Raw genomic sequence first — 18409 nt, 5'->3', positions numbered from 1 at the left:
CAAAACGAAGTAATGGGTCTATTTTAGAGCTATGCAAGCATGATTTTGCTAATTTAGATCTGCTTTTAGATTCATTGATTCATAAAAATATAGATAAAGTATGAAAAAATATCTTGCGGCCGGGGTCATTTTGATGGCTCTGTCTTGTACAAACACAGATAAAAAAAATACACAAGCTTCAACAGATAGCGTATCCGAAAATAAAGTAGTAGCCGCCCCAGCTGTTGTTGAATTAACCGACAGTAAAGTTCAAAATATTTATGATGGTTATATCTATTTAAAAGATGCTTTGGTTGAATCAAAATTTGAAGATGCTCAAAAAGCAGCAACACAACTAAAAAGCAGTCTTACAAATTTTCCAGGATGTGAGAATACTGCTGTAATTGCAGAAAAAATAGCTTCGGCAAAAGATATTGCCAATCAAAGAAAGGAATTTACATATTTGAGTTTAGATGTAATTGCGATGTTTAAACATGCAGACCTAAAAAAGGGTTCTATTTATGTTCAACATTGCCCTATGGCCAATAATGGTGATGGAGGAGATTGGCTTGCTTCCGAAAAACAGATTCAGAATCCGTATTATGGAGATGCGATGATGGATTGTGGGGCAGTTTTGGAAGAAATTAAAGCCAGTAAGTAGTTATTAATCTTACTTGATTTTGACCCACATTTAATAATTATTTAACAGCTTTGTTATAGTTGATTAAATTCTAATAGAAAAGGATTAGTTAGTTTTGTTTATTATAAATTTAAGATATATATATGTCAGATATTGCAGAAATTAAGATTGGTGGGAAGGTGTACGAATTCCCGGTTATAACAGGTTCCGAAGGAGAGAAGGCCATTGATATTTCCAAACTAAGAGACTTAACAGGTCATATTACGTTAGATTTTGGTTATAAAAACACAGGGTCAACAAAAAGTGCTATTACATTTCTTGATGGTGAAAAAGGAATTTTAAAATATCGTGGTTATTCAATTGAAGAACTAGCTGAAAAATCTACATTTCTTGAAGTAGCATATTTGCTTATATATGGAGATTTACCGTCACAAAATGAGGTAAGCGAATTTCAATCTCAAATTAGCAGACATACCTTAATCCACGAGGATATGAAGAAATTCCTTGACGGATATCCTTCAAAATCTCATCCAATGGCGCAATTGTCTTCATTGGTTTGTTCATTGTCAACTTTTTATCCTGAATCATTAAATGCAAATTCATCACCAGAAACGATGGATTTAACAATGATTAAATTGCTGGCTAAATTCCCTACAATTGTATCTTTCATTTATAAAAAATCATTAGGTCACCCGCTTATTTATCCTAAAAATAAGTTTGATTACGTTAGTAATTTCCTAAATATGATTTTTGGGCAACGTACTGAGGAGATAGAAATAGATCCAGTGGTTGTGAGCGCAATGAATACTTTATTAATTCTGCATGCTGATCATGAGCAAAATTGTTCTGCATCAACAGTGAGAATGGTAGGCTCGTCTGACTGTAACTTGTATGCATCGGTATCTGCAGGTATCGACGCACTTTGGGGTCCATTGCATGGTGGTGCTAACCAAGCTGTAATTGAAATGTTAGAGCGTATTAAAGAAGATGGCGGAGACACAGAGAAATGGATTAACAAAGCAAAGGATAAAAATGACCCTTTCCGTATGATGGGCTTTGGTCATAGAGTTTACAAAAACTTTGATCCAAGAGCTAAAATCATTAAAAAAGCATGTGATGATATTTTAGAGAAATTAGGTATTGATGATCCTGTTTTAGAAATTGCCAAGAAACTTGAAGAAGCTGCCTTAAGTGATCCTTACTTCGTAGAACGTAAACTTTATCCTAATGTTGATTTCTATTCAGGTATAATCTACAGAGCACTTGGTTTCCCAACAGATATGTTTACTGTTCTTTTTGCTCTTGGTCGTTTACCAGGATGGATTGCTCAATGGAAAGAAATGCACGAAAATAAAGAACCTATTGGTCGTCCTCGTCAAATATATGTAGGTCATACCAACAGAGAATTTGTTAGTATAGAAAACAGAAAATAGATTAAACGACATATCTTAAATAAAAAAACCTTAGCTGTTTAGCTAAGGTTTTTTTATTTACGCAAAGTAATATATAAAACGTTCTATTACCCATTCAGAAATAAATGCCGCCATCATATACAGGAAACTGAGCGTAATCATCTTCTTAATAGTCACTTTCCTGGAACGCTGATAAAATACGGTTAAAGCTTTGTATAGATACCATATAATTCCAATAGTTACGGCCCATTTAATTAAATCACCAAAGGTAGATTCAGTGCCAAACAAATCTCTCCTTAAAGGAACTGTAACTATCTGAGTAATAAAAAATGCAGTTGTTCCGTGTATTGTAAATATAAGATGGTCTAAATAATAGATGTGGTTTCTTCTAAAATTCCACATAATAAATAGGGCAAGCAATGGCATCAATAAGAAGTATTGCTTTGGTCTGTAATGCTCCAATTCTTCCTTTACAGACCAGTTTCCTGAGGCCGATTTTTGGTTTATTGTAATTTCCCGTTTCTTAAATAGTCTATCGATCCAGGAATCGCGATCTGCCTCATTTAATTTTTGCTGCCTCAGCAAATATGAACTATAAGTACTGTCTTGTTTAATGATGTGATATTTCTGATAGGACCTTAGCAAATTATCGTATTCATCGGTCTTTAAGCTATCAATTGTATGTTTAAGTGCATTAATTTTCTTTTGCTGATCAGCGAAACTTAGCGATTTAAAATCAACTAAGTCCAATTTTCTTTGTACATAGGTTGCTGATTTTCCAATAAAAGAATCCTCATCAATGTCTTCATCTTCTAAAGTTTTTTTTATTGCTTCTACTTTTGATTTTCCTGAATCCTTACTTGCCGAAGAATGGATCTCTATTGCATCACTTTTATGTTCCAGTTTATTTGGAACTACAATGAAATAAACAATGGAGACAAAGATGTACATGCTAACAGGGTTGATGTACCTGGCCCTTTTACCAGCTAAATAATCTAATGTAACTTGTCCTGGCTTAGTAAGCAGAGGCGATAAAGTCTGAAAAAATTTATTATCGAAATGGAAATAATGAGCAATGCTATGGCTAATGAACTGCCAGAAGTTTTCTTTGAGCTCTAGGTTTGCCTGACCGCAATTGCTGCAATAATGTTTTTCTACAGTTTGCCCGCAATTAAGGCAGTTGTGTTCTTTTCTATATTTACCGGTTGACATAAATCTATTAAAACAGGTTACTAAAAAATCTTAAAACAATTGAGTTAATGGCTCATTGCCTTTATAGCTGATGCCTCCGCACGGTTATGTTTATACTTGAAAATAAATGGAAAAATAACAGCAAGTAATAGTGCATATGATGCAAATGTAATCCAGATTCCTTGCCAATCCTTACTATGGTCAGCATAAGTAAAAAACTTATCAATAATTACTCCGCTTGTAAAACTTCCAAAAAGAGCCCCAAAACCATTAACCATCATCATAAATAAGCCCTGTGCACTACCTCTTATTGAGGCATCTATTTGAGTTTCCATAAACAAGGAACCTGAGATATTGAAAAAATCGAAAGCCATACCATATACTATACAAGACAAGATGATCATCCATAATCCTCCTGCTGGATCAGCAAATGCGAATAACCCAAATCGAAGTACCCACGCTAGCATACTCAGCAGCATAACGTACTTAATTCCAAATTTTCTTAAAAAAAAGGGTATGGCAAGAATAAAGAGAGTCTCAGATATCTGAGAAATAGACATAATAATAGCTGGATATTTAACTGCAAGTAAATTTTCATATTCAGGAATATTTTTAAAGTCGTGCAAAAAAGTATCACCATAAGCATTTGTAAGTTGCAAGGCAGCCCCCAGAAACATAGAGAAAAAGAAAAATACAGCAAACTTCTTTTGCTTAAACAAAGTAAAAGCTCTTAAGCCCAGGGCATCAACAAATGATTTTGAATCAATTTTGGTAGCAAGTGGGGGAGCCTTTGGTAATGTGAAGGCATAGAGGCCTAAAAATAACGAAACGCCAGATGCAATATAAAATTGATTAGAGGAAGCCTCATTTCCTGAAAGGCTTACCACCCATAAAGCAGCTATAAACCCAATAGTCCCCCAGATTCTTATAGGTGGATAATCTTTAACTACATCTTTTTGAGCACTTTTTAGAGCCGAATAAGCCACAGTTATAGATAGCGATAACGTCGGCATGTAAAATAACATGTTAATCAGGATAACCCAGAAAAAAGTTGCAGGGTTATCTACCAGTGGTAAAGAGAACAAACTAATAGCTCCGAGAATGTGTAAAATGCCATACAGTTTCTCTGCATTGATAAAGCGATCTGAAATAATCCCCATTAGTGCAGGCATAAAAATAGCAGAAATACCCATGGTAGAGAAAATAGCCCCAAACTCCGATCCGGACCACTTTTTATTTTGAAACCAATAAACTCCGATAGTAATGAGCCAGGAACCCCATATAAAGAATTGCAAAAAATTCATTAGAGTTAAGCGAAACTTAACATTCATAAATAATAGTTTAGTCGGTTTTGAAAGTTATGGATGAATATATAACTATTTTAAATTGTTATGCTGAATTTCTTTTATTTATTTCATCACGAATTCTTGCCGCTTTTTCATAGGCTTCTTCTGCAATGGCATCCTGAAGCTTTTGCTGAAGTTCTTCCATACTTAAGGACTTGTAATTACTTCCTGGAATAGAAGTACTAATATCTTCTGAACCTTGTTCTTTAGGAATGGCATCTATATTTTCAAGAAAAAGAAAATCATTTCCTTCAATTACAATCCCGGCAGAGGATAGAATAAATTCATAGGTGTAAATTGCTGCATTAAAGCGGACAGCTAAAGCTATGGCATCTGATGTGCGGGCATCTATTTCATGGGTGGTTTCACCATCCGTGCAGATCAGCTTTGCAAAGAAAACACCCTCTACCAGATTGTAAATTAAAACTTCCTGTATTTCAATGTTATAAGTCTGCGCAAATGTTTTGAACAGGTCATGTGTCAGCGGCCTGCTTGGAGTCATTTTTTCAATTTCTATTGCAATAGCCTGTGCTTCAAATGCACCAATAATTATGGGTAAACGTCTTCTTCCGTTTACTTCACCAAGAACAAGAGCATAAGCTCCTGATTGAGTTTGGCTATATGATAAACCAACAATATCGAGTTTTACTTTTTTCATATTAAATAACACCATGCAAAGTCAATTTGGCTTTGCATGGTGTTTAATAATTAACCTTTATGTGCTTTTAATGCTTCAATTAATTTCGGAACAACTTCAAACGCATCACCAACAATTCCATAATCGGCAACTTTAAAGAAAGGTGCCTCAGGATCTTTGTTGATTACAACAATAACTTTCGATGAACTAACACCAGCCAAATGTTGTATAGCACCTGATATACCTATAGCAATATACAAATTTGGACTGATAGCTATACCAGTTTGTCCAACGTGTTCTGAGTGTGGTCTCCAGTCAGCATCTGAAACAGGTTTAGAACAAGCAGTTGCTGCACCTAAAAGGTCAGCTAATTCTTCAATCATTCCCCAGTTTTCAGGCCCTTTTAATCCTCTTCCTGCCGATACAACAAGTTCTGCATCAGGCAAAGAAACTTTATTGGTGGCTCTTACTATTTCTTTAACAATAGCGGTAAGATCAGTTGCTTTAATTTCCGGACTAAACGCTTCAATAGTTGCATCAACTCCTGATTCTTTAACGCCAAAGGCATTAGGATTTAAAGCAATAATTTTAACTGAAGAAGTTAATTCTGTAACTGCAAAAGCTTTGCCCGAGAAAGCATTCTTTTTAACAAGAAATTTTCCGCTATCGGTTTGAGGTAATTCTATAGCCCCATCAACTAATCCTGCCTTAAGCTTTACAGCTATACGAGGAGCTAATCCTTTTCCTGAAAAGGAGTTAGACAAAACAACTACATCTGCATTCTCGTTCTTAGCTGCTTCAGCAATAATTGAGGCATAGGCCTGATTTATGAAATTCTTAAGTTGATCATTAGAAACATTCAAAATTTTTGATGCTCCGTATTTACCTAATGCTTTAAGTTCATTCTCATCAACATTACCAATAGATATAGCGGTTAAACCACCACCTTGTTTATCTGCAATGGCTTTTGCATAAGATACTGCTTCAAAAACAGATTTCTTAAATTTGCCATCTACTTGTTCTACATATACTAAAACTGACATACGATCTTTATTAAATAATTTTTAAACTCTGAAATAGAACTTCAGTTAGATAACTTTAGCCTCCTGATGTAATAAGTCGATTAATTTAGCGGTCTCTTCAGCAGGAATCAGTTTAACTGCACCACGAGGAGCAGGGGTTTCAAATTGCTGCACTTTAGCAACCTGTTCAATTTCCTTAGCTTCAACAACTACCAGAGGTTTAGTCCTTGCAGACATAATACCTCTCATATTAGGTATTTTAGGCTCTGCTGTTCCCTCTGCACAGCTTGCAATGAATTTTCCGGTTACAGAAATAACTTCTTTACCACCTTCAATTTCTCTGTCAATTGTTGCAGTAGTTCCATCATAATCTAATTTTTTAATGATAGAGATAGACGGGATGTCAAGGAATTCGCCAATCATTGCTGCAACCTGAGAACCATTATAATCTATAGATTCGCGACCGCAAAGAATCATATCAAATTCAGTAGTTTTAGCATATTCTGCTATCTGATAAGCTGTAAAATAAGCGTCTCTTGGACTAGCATTAATTCTTACGGCGTCATCAGCACCAATAGCAAGGGCTTTTCGTATGGTAGGTTCTGTCTGGCTTTCTCCAACATTTATTACGGTTACCGTACCCTTACCACCTTCACAAAGTTCAATAGCTCTTGATAAGGCGATCTCATCATAAGGGTTAACAATAAATTGTACACCTGTAGTATTGAATTGTGTATTATCGTTGGTAAAAGTTATTTTTGTTGTTGTGTCGGGCACATTACTGATACAAACTAATATTTTCATATGTATAAATTTGTTTTAAAGGTAATGAAGCTGTTTTAGCTAAAATTGTCTTTTTGCAAATCTAATTAAAAAAGCAGGGATAAAAAATGCAAAGTACCCGATTAGCCAAACTATTAAACTTTTTAGAGAGCGATCCTAATGATCCGTTCATTTTATATGCCCTTGCTACAGAATATAATTCAGCAAACGATACCGAAAAAGCATTTGAGTATTATTTGAAACTTGTAGCTGAGCACCCGGATTACGTTGGAACGTACTATCATTTAGGTAAACTTTATGAAAAATCGGGGAAAACCGACGAAGGGATAGAGATATATCAAAAAGGAATGCTTGCGGCCAGAAATAAAAGAGATATGCATGCTTTTTCTGAGCTACAGGGTGCATATAATTCTGCAGCAGGGCTTGATTATGAAGATGATTAATTAATAGCACATTGAGCAGTAAGAGGCAACTTTTGTTTATCAGAAATGTGATATTGTTCACATTCACTGCTTTTGGAGGTGCACAGGCACATCTTGCTTTATTGTTGCGGTATTTTGTAAGGGATGTTAAATACATAACAGAAGAGGAATTGCTTGAACTAAATGCCCTTGCTCAGGTATTGCCTGGTCCTGCATCTACTCAAACATTGGTTGGTATTGCTTATAAAGTAGGAGGGTTAAAACTTTCTTTAATAACGTTTATAATCTGGATTTTCCCTTCTGCAGCAGTTATGACCTTTGCAGCTATCAGTTATGCAAAGATTGATCATAAAGAAAAATTCGTAGAGATACTCGAATACATACAGCCGATAGCTTTGGGGATAGTTGCGTTTGGGGCATATAACCTTTCAAAAAGAGTACTTGTTTCTCAATTGTCCGTATTTCTTGCTATTTCGGCTATAATTTCAACTTTAGTATTACGAAATGCTTACGTTTTTCCTATGGCAATTTTAATAGGAGGCATGATTTCATCTGCTTTAGATGCCCCGAAAGAAGAAAGTGAGATTCGGGTAAAATTGTTTTCAAATATAAATCGTAAAAAACTGGTCTATTTTGTTGGTCTATTGTTGTTTTTGGCTCTATTGGGTGCTATTATTAACCGTACATCGCCATTTAGCTTACCTATTAGGCTGTTTGAGAACTTTTACCGTAACGGCATCTTTATTTTTGGTGGTGGGCAAGTACTTGTCCCACTTATGTTTACTGAATTTGTGCAGATGAAACATTATCTGCATTCTTCAGGCTTTCTATCCGGCTTTGCATTGCAGCAAGCTTTACCAGGGCCTACATTCTCATTTACAAGTTATGTTGGAGCGTTAAGTATGAGAAACTTTGGCTATGGAATAACAGGACAGATAACAGGAGGCATAGTTGCTGTTTTAGGGATCAACCTACCAGGATTGATTCTGGTATTATTTATTGTTCCGTTTTGGGAAGATCTTAAAAAGATAGCACGCATTAAATATTCACTGTCAGGTATAAATGCGGTAAGTGTGGGCTTTATTATTGCTGCATTTATTCTGCTTGTACAACCAATAGGATTGGATTTTACTTCAATAACAGTATTAATAGTAACATTTCTTATTCTGAATTTTACCAAAATAAGTCCTCCATTTATTGTTCTTGCCGGTATATTGTTAGGCTACTTTCTATAGCTAAAAGAATAGCTGTTTAAAACGGAGCATCTTCATCATGCATGTCGTCCATACGTGATGGCTTAATGATCACATTCCCTGCAGGCCTGTCAAAATCTTGTGATGGATGCATACCAGCACTTGGACTTTCCATAGAGAATGAACTAGGAGCTGAGAAGCTCTCTTCCAAATCCGCAAATTTCACATACTTACCAATAAAACGAAGTGGTACAATTCCGGTTTCACCGTTACGGTGTTTTGCAATAATTACTTCACCAATACCTGCTTGAGAACGCCCTTGTTCATCTTCAGTAATACCATAATATTCTGGTCTATATAAAAATAGTACCATATCGGCATCCTGCTCAATAGACCCAGATTCACGCAAATCTGATAGCATTGGTCGTTTCCCGTTAACACCTGGACGACTCTCTACCGCACGACTCAATTGTGATAAGGCAAGTACAGGTACATTTAGTTCCTTGGCAACTGATTTAAGAGCCCTTGATATACTACCAATTTCCTGCTCACGGTTACCGCCACCACCTTGTCCTTCTCCTTTACCATGCATCAACTGTAAATAATCGATGATGATAAGTTGTAGGTCGTATTGAGATTTAAGCCTTCTGCATTTTGCTCTGAATTCGAAGATGTTAAGAGCAGGAGTATCATCTATTAATAAAGGAGCTTCTGTTAAAGTTCCTATCTTGCTGTGCAGCTGTTGCCATTCCCATTCTGCTAAATTCCCTTTCCTTATTTTTTCCTGTTCTATCTCAGTTTCCCCTGATATCAAACGATTTACCAACTGAACTGACGACATCTCTAATGAGAATACAACAACAGGTCTTTTAAATTCTACAGATGCATTACGAGCACAGGTTAGCACGAATGCTGTTTTACCCATTGCCGGGCGAGCCGCAATAATCACTAAATCTGAAGGTTGCCATCCACCTGTAATACGATCTAGATCAGTAAAACCGGATGGAACACCCGTTAGTCCATCGCTCTTACCACGAAGTGCTTCCAGAGTAGCTAAAGATTGTTTTACAATCTCATCCATCTTTTGAGTATCTCTTCTTAAGTTGTTTTGAGCGATATCAAATAAGTTCTTTTCAGCATGATCCAGCAAATCAAATATATCGGTAGTATCCTCATAGGCATTTTGAATAATCTCTGATGATATTCTGATCAGTTCCCTTTGAATATATTTTTGGGAAATAATACGTGCATGGAACTCTATATTAGCGGCCGAAGCTACTCTGTTTGTAAGGTTAGTAATGTAATAAGCACCGCCAATCATTTCTAATTGTCCCAGTGATCTCATTTCAGAGGTAACAGTTAAAATATCTACAGGCTTAGATTTTTGGAAAAGCCCCTGAATTGCTTCAAAGATTTTTTTATGCCCTTCATGGTAAAACACTTCTGGCTTTAAAATATCAATTACGGTAGATAGTGCATCTTTTTCGAGCATCAATGCACCAAGAACAGCTTCTTCAAGGTCTATAGCCTGTGGCGGAATCTTCCCCATAGCAGTCATAGAGTTGTTTAGTCTATTTTTTCGTGCTGTAAAGTTCGCCTTGTCTTGTCCTTGTGTTCCGTTATCGCTGCTCATGGATACAAAAATAGACAAAAATTAGGTCCCTTCTTAAAATCTTTATGAACATTCCCACAAGTAAAATACATTCATCTTTATATTAGTTTCATGAATTCGAAAAAATTCCTAACAGTAATATGTTGATAAGCAAAACAATCGATCTTACAAATTAGGTTAAATTAATCGCAATTTTTGAGCTATTTTTGCGCTTCAATTTAAAAGAAATGGAAAACTCAAGAAGGTCAGCCAGACCTAAAGAAAATAATGAGTTCGTATTTGGTATACGTGCAGTAATAGAGGCTATTAAGGCTGGTAAGGATATAGAGAGCATTTATATACAACGTGGTTTAACTGGCGAGATTATTTTGGAGTTAAAGCAATTACTAAAAGAGGTTGATGCCCCTGTACATAATGTTCCAGTAGAAAAATTGAACCGGATGACGAAGAAAAATCATCAGGGAGTGATTGCTGTAATTTCGTCTATTACATTTCAGAAAATAGAAGATATCATTCCATTAATTTATGAAAAAGGAGAAACACCATTGGTATTAATCCTTGATGGAATAACAGATGTAAGAAATATGGGGGCAATTGCCAGAACTGCTGCCTGCGCAGGTGTTCATGCTATAATTGTACCTACTAAAAATTCGGCTCAGATTAATGCAGATGCAATTAAAACGTCAGCCGGAGCTTTGTTTAGTATACCTGTATGCCGACACGCTAGTTTGCAAAAAACAGCATTGTTTTTACAGGAATGCGGATTACAAGTTGTTGCATGTACTGAAAAAACAGACGATTTAATATATGTTCCGGATTATACAGTTCCAACTGCTATAGTAATGGGAGCTGAGGATGAAGGGATTTCAAATGAAATTATGAGAATGGCCAATCACTTGGCTAAAATCCCGATGATGGGTGAAATCAGTTCATTAAACGTATCAGTTTCGGCAGGTATTATTTTATACGAGGCAATAAGACAACGCTCACTTTAGGCTTAAAGTTCAGGTATTGAATTCTTAGTGCCGGTGAAAGTCCTGCACTAAGAATATCTTCTTTAAATGGGTTAAATATATTTTGTCCCGAATTTCGACTTTACATCAGCAACAATTTGCTTTATGCTTTGTTCAGCTGATCTTGGGCAAATTAATAAGGTATCGTTTGATTCTACAACAATATAGTCATGCAGATCCTGTAAAATCACAAGTTTATTATTTGGTACATTTACCATGCAGTTAGATGAGTTAAACATCATCACTTTTTCTGAAGGGATTACCGCATTACCAACATAATCATGTTCGGCAATATCATATATAGAAGCCCACGTTCCAAGGTCAGACCAACCAAAATCTGCAGGAAGCACATAAACATTGTCTGCTTTTTCCATAATCCCGAAATCAATAGAAATGTTGGTGCATTGTAAATACGCATTTCCTATAAATTCAATTTCACTTGGTGTATTATATAAATCATTTCCCTGATGAAATATCTCGTACATATCCGGTAAATGTTTAGAAAAAGCATTGTTAATTGATTTTGCAGACCATATAAAAATCCCGGCATTCCATAAAAAGTCGCCACTTTGAATAAAGGATTTTGCCAGATCTAAATTTGGCTTTTCAGTAAAGATTTTCACTTTATGAATCTGTTCGTCCGTTTTTAAAGTACCAGATGTATATTGAATATAGCCGTAGCCGGTATCAGGTCTGCTAGGTTTTATGCCTAGGGTAATCAGGCAATCATTTTCCGCTGCTGCATTTAATGATTGTTCAATAGCCGCAATAAAAGCATCCTGATTAGTAATTGTATGATCAGAAGGTGCTACTACTATTGTTGCATTTGGATTAATCTGAGCAATTTTCATTGATCCATAAGAAACACAAGGCGCTGTATTTCTCATTATAGGTTCTGCCAGTATTTGATTTTCATTTAAATCTGGCAGTTGTTCTTTAACGATATGTGTATATATCTCGTTAGTTACTACAAATATATTCTCTGGCGGGCAGATCTTTAAAAAACGATCGTAGGTGCTTTGTATAAGTGTTTTTCCAACACCAAAAAAATCAATAAATTGCTTAGGGTATTCTGTTCTGCTAACGGGCCAAAAACGGCTTCCAACCCCACCAGCCATTATTAAGGCATAATTGTTATTATTCATATCTGATATTAGCGTCTCGTTAAATTATACCTTCCTGTAAAAGGTCGTGAAAATGTATCATGCCAAAATAGGTTCCATTATCTGTAACCAGTAACTGGGTAATGTTATTATCTTTTATCATATCCAAAGCATTCATTGCTAAAACCTCTCTGTCTACTTTTTTCGGATTTGGGTTCATTAAGTCACTAGCTTTAATGTCGGCTAAATTAGAATGTTTTTCCAACATTCTACGAATATCACCATCAGTAATTATCCCCAAAATCACATTGCCTTCAATAACAACAACAGCACCCAAACGGTTTTGACTAATTTCTATTATAACATCTTTAACTGATGCCGAAGGATGAATACTTGGTTTTTCGTTCTTTAGCGCAATATCTCCGGCTTTTAAGTATAACTTTTTACCAAGGGCTCCACCTGGGTGGTAGCGTGCAAAATCCTCTTCATTAAAATTACGTGCATTTAACAATGCAATAGCTAAAGCATCTCCCATAGCTAACTGGGCAGTGGTACTGGTAGTAGGTGCCAGGTTATGCGGGCATGCTTCTTTTGTAACTGATGTATTTAAAATAAAATCGGCCTGCAATGCTAAATCAGAATTCGACTGGCCAACCATCCCAATCATAACATTACCAGCCTGCTTAAGGAGTGGCGTTAATACCTTAATTTCTGGAGTATTACCACTTTTAGAAATGCAGATAACAACATCATTTTTTTGGATCATTCCAAGGTCTCCGTGTACAGCATCTGCAGCATGCATAAAGATTGCCGGAGTACCGGTTGAGTTAAAAGTTGCTACAATTTTTTGAGCAATAATGGCGCTCTTTCCAATTCCAGTAACAATTACCCGCCCCTCACTTGCAATAATCAGGTCAATAATCTTAACAAAATCATCATTTATGTTTTCAATTAAGCCTAAAATAGCCTGAGCTTCTAACTGTAAAGTGCTAACAGCGTCCTCGATAATAGATTTTTTACTTTTCAAACAGAATTATTTAGTATATTGATGCTTTGAATTTGTGCAAAATTATGTTATTTTGAAGTAAAAATAGCACTGAATATTTTATACACGAAATGGATGTGAAAAAGTCGTTGTTTGACAACTTACAAACCTTTTTTGGTTTTGATAATTTTAAAGGTGATCAGGAGTCTATCATCACCAATATTCTTGAAAAAAGAAATACGTTTGTTATAATGCCTACAGGTGGGGGGAAGTCCATTTGCTACCAGTTGCCTGCTTTAATGGAAGAAGGAACTGCCATAGTAATATCGCCATTAATTGCATTGATGAAAAATCAGGTTGATCAGTTAAGGGCATTTGGAGGGAGTGATAGTATTGCACACTTTCTAAATTCTTCTTTAAATAAAACCGAAATTACCCAAGTTAAAAGTGATCTGCTTAATGGACAAACAAAATTGTTATACGTTGCCCCCGAATCACTTTCTAAGCAAGATAATATTGATTTCTTAAAATTAATTAAGATTTCTTTTGTGGCGGTTGATGAAGCTCACTGTATATCGGAGTGGGGACATGATTTTAGACCAGAGTACAGGAAAATCAGGCAGGTTATACAAGGTCTGGGCGAAGAAATTCCAATTATAGCATTAACAGCAACCGCAACTCCTAAGGTTCAGCAAGATATTATAAAGAACCTGCAAATGTCTGATGCTACCTTATTTAAGTCATCATTTAACAGACCTAATTTGTTTTATGAAATCAGACCTAAAAGAGATGTTATTAAGGAGATTATCAGGTATATAAAATACAATACCGGAAAATCAGGTATCATTTATTGTCTGAGCCGCAAAAAGGTAGAAGAAGTTGCCGAAACCTTAAATCTTAATGGTATTAAGGCATTACCTTATCATGCTGGTCTTGAACCTAAGGTTAGGGCCGAAACTCAGGATAAATTCCTTATGGAAGACGTAGAGGTTATTGTAGCAACTATAGCTTTTGGTATGGGAATAGATAAACCCGATGTTCGTTTTGTTATCCACCACGATATTCCTAAAAGTATGGAAGGGTACTATCAGGAAACTGGAAGGGCTGGCCGCGATGGCGGAGAGGGTGTTTGTATTGCTTTCTACGCTCAGAAGGATGTAGATAAGCTTGCAAAGTTTATGAAAGATAAGCCTGTATCTGAACGTGAAATAGGTACCCAGATATTAAAGGAAGTTATTGATTATGCCGAATCAGGGGTATGCCGAAGAAAACAGATTCTTCATTACTTTGGCGAAAACTTTAATGAGACCGGTTGTAATTGCATGTGCGATAATTGTAAGAAGCCTAAAAAACTATTTGAAGCAGAAGAATCTCTGCTTGTTCTGTTAAAGTTAATTAAGAAAATAGGAGAGAAGTTTGATGACGCCCATATACTAAGCGTTATTTTGGGAAATGAAACTGCTCAAACAATTGCTTATGAGCATAGTAAACTTCCAGAATTTGGTTTAGGAGTTGTTGAAGGTGAAAATCATTGGAAATCACTTATCCGACAGGCTGTGTTGAATAATTTCTTATCAAAGGATATAGATAATTATGGCCTGCTTAGGTTAACCAATAGCGGATTAAGCTTTATTGAAAATCCATATGCTCTTAAATTTGTTCTGAATGAACCAATAGAAAATGCTGCTGACGATGACGAGGATGATGTGAAGCATGGTACCGGAGCAGTGGATGCCCAGTTACTACAATTACTGAAAGATCTAAGAAAGAAAATAGCTAAACAAAAAAATGTACCTCCTTTTGTAGTGTTTCAGGACCCATCTTTAGAAGAGATGTGTACTCATTACCCAATTACAATGGACGAATTGAAGCAAATTTCTGGAGTTGGGCATGGAAAAGCACTTAAATTCGGGAGCTCTTTCCTTGAACTTATCAAAAAATATGTAGAGGATAATGATGTTGAGCGTCCTATTGACCTTATAATTAAAACTCAGGCCAATAAATCCCAGCTTAAAGTATCTATAATTCAAAATATAGATAGAAAAATTGGATTAGAAGATATTGCAAAATCAAAAGGTATCACATACGATGATATCCTGAAAGAAGTAGAAGCAATTGTAAACTCAGGTACTAAACTAAATCTTAGCTATTTTGTTGACGAAGTAATAGACGAAGATCGCCAGGATGAGGTATTTGATTATTTTCAATCAGCAGAAAACGACTCAATTGACGATGCATTAAAAGAATTAGGAGAATCAGATTATTCTCGTGAAGAAATACAGCTTATGCGTATTAAGTTCATGTCAGAACTTGGTAACTAACAATAAAAAACAACAATGATCAATTTCCCTTTAGATAATTTCAAAAATCAAGAATCAGGTAATTTCTTTTTAATGGCTGGCCCTTGTGCTATTGAAGGTGAAGAAATAGCCTTACGCATAGCCGAAAAAATAGTCACTATAACAGATAAACTACAAATACCATATATTTTTAAGGGTTCTTACCGTAAAGCTAACCGCTCTAAAGGCAGTTCTTTTACCGGAATTGGCGACGAGAAAGCGCTTAAAATTTTAGAGAAAGTAAGTAAAACCTTTGGCGTGCCAACGGTTACAGATATTCATGAAAGCGAAGAGGCTGCAATGGCTGCTGCTTATGTTGATGTCTTGCAGATTCCTGCTTTTTTATGCCGACAAACTGATTTGCTAATTGCTGCGGCTCAAACCAATAAGGTTGTTAATGTTAAAAAAGGACAATTTTTATCTGCGGGATCAATGAAATTCGCTGTAGAAAAAATTGTAGAGGCCGGAAATAACAAGGTTATCCTTACCGATAGAGGTAATACTTTTGGATATCAGGATCTTATTGTAGATTATCGTGGATTGCCAGAAATGCAATCTTTTGGTGTACCTGTAGTTATGGATTGTACACATTCTTTACAACAGCCAAATCAAAGCACTGGTGTAACTGGAGGTAAACCTGCATTAATAGAAACAATTGCTAAAGCTGCAATTGCTGTTGGAGCTGATGGTTTATTTATTGAAACGCATCCTGATCCCGCAAATGCAAAATCAGATGGAGCCAATATGCTGCATCTAGATTTGCTTGAGGATCTTTTGGTTAAACTAATAAGATTAAGAAAAGCGGTTATTTAACCGCTTTTTTCTATTGATTAGAGCTTGTTTATAACAAAAGAAGTTCTCCTGTTCAACTTTCTATTTTCTTCAGTATTATTTAAAGCAATTGGCTTTGTTTCGCCATATCCTTTGTAAGTCAAGCGATCGGCGGCTATTTTATTTTCTAAAAGATAATCATAAACAGCTTTGGCACGCTGCATAGATAGCTTTTCATTATCCTTTACGTTCCCAACATTATCAGTATGGCCCTGTATTTCAATTCTAATATTTGCATTATTCCTTAAAAGATCAGCAAGGGTATTTAATTCGGTAACCGATGCAGGTAACAAGTTGTATTGGTTAGTATTAAAGAATATGTTTTTGAGTATTACATTGGTGCCCACTTTAAGTTTTTCCAATAAAATCTCCAATAAAAAGGGTTTGTTGGTATAAGAGTTATTCAACTCATAATTTTCAGAATAAAATAGATAGCCATCAGCGCTGGCATTAAAGGCATAATTTCCTCCAATTGGCATTACAGCAAGGAAATCACCGGTTTCTTTAGAAGTATAGTCATTATATTCAGTTTTCTTATTTTTCAGATTTACAACCTGCACTCTTGCCTCTATAAATGCACCTGTTTCTTTATCTTTAACAATACCTTTTACGTAAGTAATGGGAAGTGGTTTTTTATTTTCAGGCATTTTAAACCTATAAATGTCCATATCGCCAAATCCCCCTTTTAAATTAGAAGAAAATAGGCCTTCTGTGCCGTCAGGAGTTACAATTAAGCCGGTTTCTTCATTAAATGTATTAATAGGATAGCCCATATTTTCTGGCTTTCCCCAATGGCCTGAGTCCTCTAGTCTGCTCAAAAATATATCCTTATTTCCTAATCCGGGCCAACCGTCCGACGAAAAGTAGAGTGTTTTACCATCAGGATGAATAAATGGAGTATGTTCGTCATAGGCTGTATTAATTTCAGGGCCAAGATTTTTCGGAACATCCCAGTAACCATCATCTTTTAAGGTGCTTTTCCAGATGTCGTATCCCCCCAAGCCTCCGGGCCTGTTGCTTACAAAATACAATGTGGTGCCATCAGGACTAATTGCAGGTTGTGAATCCCAAAAAGGTGAGTTTAAAGGTGATCCAAGATTAAAGGGGTCGCCCCAGGTGTTGCCTTCTTTATGGCTCACATAAATATCACACCTGCCTAAACCATCGGGTCTGTTACAGCCTGTAAAAAATAAATAGGATCCGTCAGGCGAGATAGACTGCGCCCCTTCATTAAATTTTGCAGTATTAATTTTATCACTTAAAGGAGTGGGTGTATTCCACTCATTATTAACTTTATTAGAAATATAAAAATCCTCATTTCCATCTATATTTCTGCTAAAAATTAACTTCTCTCCATCTGCAGTAATAGAAGGGAAGTAGTCTCTATAACTGGAATTTATCTCTTTACCAAGGTTAACCGGTTCATATTTCTGAGGTGATTTTATTGCTGAAATAGAAAATTCACAATCTTTAAGGTATTTATTAGCTTTGTTGATGAACTCTTTATCAGTTCCTTTATAGTTTTTAATAAAAAGTTGAATGTGAATTAATGCATTAGGGTAGTCACCGGTATTTAATTCAGATTCAGCTAAACCATAAAACAGGCGTGGATCATCATTGCTTGCGCCAATATTTAATGCACTTACATATGCAGCTTTAGCTGCCTCAAAATTCTTTGTTCTGCGATTAATGTCCCCAAGCTGTATAAAAGCAAATTGAAAGGAAGGATCCTCCTTTACAGCATCCAATAAAGCGGTAACAGCAAGATCATAATTGTCCTGCTTTAAATAGTTCTGAGCTTTATCAAAATTGGTTTGCGCTTTCTTAATATTGGTGGTTTGAGCACCAGTATGCAAAGCAACAATGAATAAGAAGAATAGGAACAATGTTTTCTTCATTGA

The 18409-nt window shown here is 35.8% G+C and carries 16 protein-coding genes; 7 read left to right on the top strand and 9 right to left on the bottom strand.

Going from position 1 to position 18409, the window contains the following annotated elements; translation table 11 throughout:
- Window positions 1–100 precede the first annotated feature (100 nt).
- Together CPT03_RS08935 and CPT03_RS08930 are read left to right on the top strand one after the other, a co-directional pair.
- The gene (locus CPT03_RS08935; RefSeq protein WP_099438531.1) at window positions 101–640 is read left to right on the top strand and encodes a DUF3347 domain-containing protein; all 540 of its coding nucleotides are present in this window, start codon (window positions 101–103) and stop codon (window positions 638–640) included.
- Window positions 641–762: 122 nt separating this feature from the next.
- Entirely contained in the window at window positions 763–2052 is a 1290-nt protein-coding gene (locus tag CPT03_RS08930; RefSeq protein ID WP_099438530.1) for a citrate synthase, read from the top strand.
- A gap of 57 nt (window positions 2053–2109) precedes the next feature.
- Here CPT03_RS08930 and CPT03_RS08925 read toward each other — a convergent pair whose 3' ends face one another.
- From CPT03_RS08925 to CPT03_RS08905, 5 genes are read right to left on the bottom strand one after another with little or no spacing between them, the layout of a single operon-like run.
- Window positions 2110–3243, bottom strand: a complete 1134-nt coding sequence (locus CPT03_RS08925; RefSeq protein ID WP_099438529.1) for a DUF3667 domain-containing protein — start codon at window positions 3241–3243, stop codon at window positions 2110–2112.
- 44 nt (window positions 3244–3287) lie between these two features.
- Window positions 3288–4553 carry a nucleoside permease gene (locus CPT03_RS08920; protein WP_099438528.1) on the bottom strand — a complete coding sequence of 422 codons (1266 nt, stop codon included), beginning with the start codon at window positions 4551–4553 and terminating at the stop codon, window positions 3288–3290.
- Window positions 4554–4611: 58 nt separating this feature from the next.
- On the bottom strand, window positions 4612–5226 hold the full coding sequence (locus tag CPT03_RS08915) for a bifunctional nuclease family protein (protein ID WP_099438527.1): 615 nt from the start codon (window positions 5224–5226) through the stop codon (window positions 4612–4614).
- Window positions 5227–5276: 50 nt separating this feature from the next.
- Window positions 5277–6248, bottom strand: coding sequence for an electron transfer flavoprotein subunit alpha/FixB family protein (locus CPT03_RS08910; RefSeq protein WP_099438526.1), 972 nt, complete (start codon window positions 6246–6248; stop codon window positions 5277–5279).
- A 45-nt stretch (window positions 6249–6293) separates the two neighbouring features.
- Window positions 6294–7031: an electron transfer flavoprotein subunit beta/FixA family protein gene (locus CPT03_RS08905; RefSeq protein ID WP_099438525.1), complete on the bottom strand. Its 738-nt coding sequence runs from the start codon at window positions 7029–7031 to the stop codon at window positions 6294–6296.
- 86 nt (window positions 7032–7117) lie between these two features.
- Here CPT03_RS08905 and CPT03_RS08900 point away from each other — a divergent pair, with 86 nt between their 5' ends.
- Complete coding sequence (locus CPT03_RS08900; protein ID WP_099438524.1) at window positions 7118–7453, top strand: tetratricopeptide repeat protein; 336 nt, start codon at window positions 7118–7120, stop codon at window positions 7451–7453.
- A gap of 11 nt (window positions 7454–7464) precedes the next feature.
- A complete protein-coding gene (gene chrA / locus CPT03_RS08895; RefSeq protein ID WP_245870010.1) occupies window positions 7465–8667 on the top strand; it encodes a chromate efflux transporter in 1203 nt (400 codons plus the stop codon).
- Window positions 8668–8683: 16 nt separating this feature from the next.
- Here the strand turns inward: chrA and dnaB are convergent, their stop codons facing one another.
- Window positions 8684–10258, bottom strand: coding sequence for a replicative DNA helicase (gene dnaB / locus CPT03_RS08890; protein WP_099438523.1), 1575 nt, complete (start codon window positions 10256–10258; stop codon window positions 8684–8686).
- Window positions 10259–10464: 206 nt separating this feature from the next.
- On the opposite strand from dnaB, the gene rlmB reads away from it, so the two are divergent.
- Complete coding sequence (gene rlmB, locus CPT03_RS08885) at window positions 10465–11232, top strand: 23S rRNA (guanosine(2251)-2'-O)-methyltransferase RlmB (protein WP_099438522.1); 768 nt, start codon at window positions 10465–10467, stop codon at window positions 11230–11232.
- Window positions 11233–11303: 71 nt separating this feature from the next.
- Here the strand turns inward: rlmB and CPT03_RS08880 are convergent, their stop codons facing one another.
- Window positions 11304–12395, bottom strand: coding sequence for a mannose-1-phosphate guanylyltransferase (locus tag CPT03_RS08880; RefSeq protein WP_099438521.1), 1092 nt, complete (start codon window positions 12393–12395; stop codon window positions 11304–11306).
- Between the two features lie 19 nt (window positions 12396–12414).
- On the bottom strand, window positions 12415–13380 hold the full coding sequence (locus CPT03_RS08875; protein WP_099438520.1) for an SIS domain-containing protein: 966 nt from the start codon (window positions 13378–13380) through the stop codon (window positions 12415–12417).
- Between the two features lie 89 nt (window positions 13381–13469).
- Between CPT03_RS08875 and recQ the strand changes: the two genes are divergently transcribed.
- Together recQ and kdsA are read left to right on the top strand one after the other, a co-directional pair.
- Window positions 13470–15659, top strand: coding sequence for a DNA helicase RecQ (gene recQ / locus CPT03_RS08870; protein ID WP_099438519.1), 2190 nt, complete (start codon window positions 13470–13472; stop codon window positions 15657–15659).
- Window positions 15660–15674: 15 nt separating this feature from the next.
- Window positions 15675–16490 carry a 3-deoxy-8-phosphooctulonate synthase gene (gene kdsA, locus CPT03_RS08865; RefSeq protein ID WP_099438518.1) on the top strand — a complete coding sequence of 272 codons (816 nt, stop codon included), beginning with the start codon at window positions 15675–15677 and terminating at the stop codon, window positions 16488–16490.
- Between the two features lie 17 nt (window positions 16491–16507).
- Here kdsA and CPT03_RS08860 read toward each other — a convergent pair whose 3' ends face one another.
- Window positions 16508–18406 (bottom strand): OmpA family protein, encoded by a 1899-nt coding sequence (locus tag CPT03_RS08860; RefSeq protein WP_099438517.1) that lies wholly within the window; start codon window positions 18404–18406, stop codon window positions 16508–16510.
- Between the last annotated feature and the right edge of the window lie 3 nt (window positions 18407–18409).

The sequence above is a fragment of the Pedobacter ginsengisoli genome, assembly GCF_002736205.1.
In the GTDB taxonomy this organism is placed as follows: Bacteria; Bacteroidota; Bacteroidia; order Sphingobacteriales; family Sphingobacteriaceae; genus Pedobacter; species Pedobacter ginsengisoli_A.
This window is presented reverse-complemented; position numbering and strand designations above follow the sequence as displayed.